Origin of the sequence: Rheinheimera lutimaris, from assembly GCF_013283795.1 — a bacterium.
Taxonomy (GTDB): Bacteria; Pseudomonadota; Gammaproteobacteria; order Enterobacterales; family Alteromonadaceae; genus Alishewanella; species Alishewanella lutimaris.
On record NZ_JABSOD010000048.1, the window covers coordinates 1 to 647 of the forward strand.

Annotated in this window: 1 protein-coding gene; it reads left to right on the forward strand. The window is 47.8% G+C overall.

Annotated features, from left to right (window positions below):
* Window positions 1-631 (forward strand): IS3 family transposase (locus tag HRH59_RS19145; RefSeq protein ID WP_173502858.1); only part of this gene is annotated, 631 nt, incomplete at its 5' end.
* Window positions 632-647: the final 16 nt, after the last annotated feature.

A 647-nucleotide genomic window follows, 5' to 3' on the forward strand; every position in this document is an offset into this window, starting at 1 on the left:
TGTGAAACGTTTTGGCTGGAATCATAAGCGGGTGTTGAGGATTTACCGGGAGCTGGAGCTTAATCTGCGGATAAAGCCGAAGAAGCGCTTAAAACGCGATAAACCTGATGCACTGGCCGTGCCGGAATCGATGAACCAGTGTTGGTCTATGGATTTTATGCACGACCAGCTTGAGGATGGCCGCAGCTTCAGGCTGCTTAATATCATTGACGATTTTAACCGGGAAGGCCTGGCAATTGAGGTCGACTTCTCGCTACCGGCAGAGCGTGTTGTCCGCACACTCAATCAAGTCATTGAATGGCGCGGCAAGCCAAAGCAAATCCGAAGCGACAATGGCCCGGAATATATCAGTGCTCTACTGGCGGAGTGGGCTGAAAAACATGATGTTGAACTGGTGTTTATCCAGCCCGGCAACCCACAGCAGAATGCTTATGTGGAGCGATACAACCGAACTGTTCGGTACGAGTGGCTAAACCAATATTTATTCAGCAGTATTGCCGAAGTGCAAGACTATGCGACAGAATGGCTTTGGTTTTACAATAATGAACGGCCAAACACGGCAATTGGTGGCATACCACCGAAATACAAACAGGCTTTAATAACGCAACCTTCTACTTTTAGCGTCAATTAAAAATGGGTGTATTACC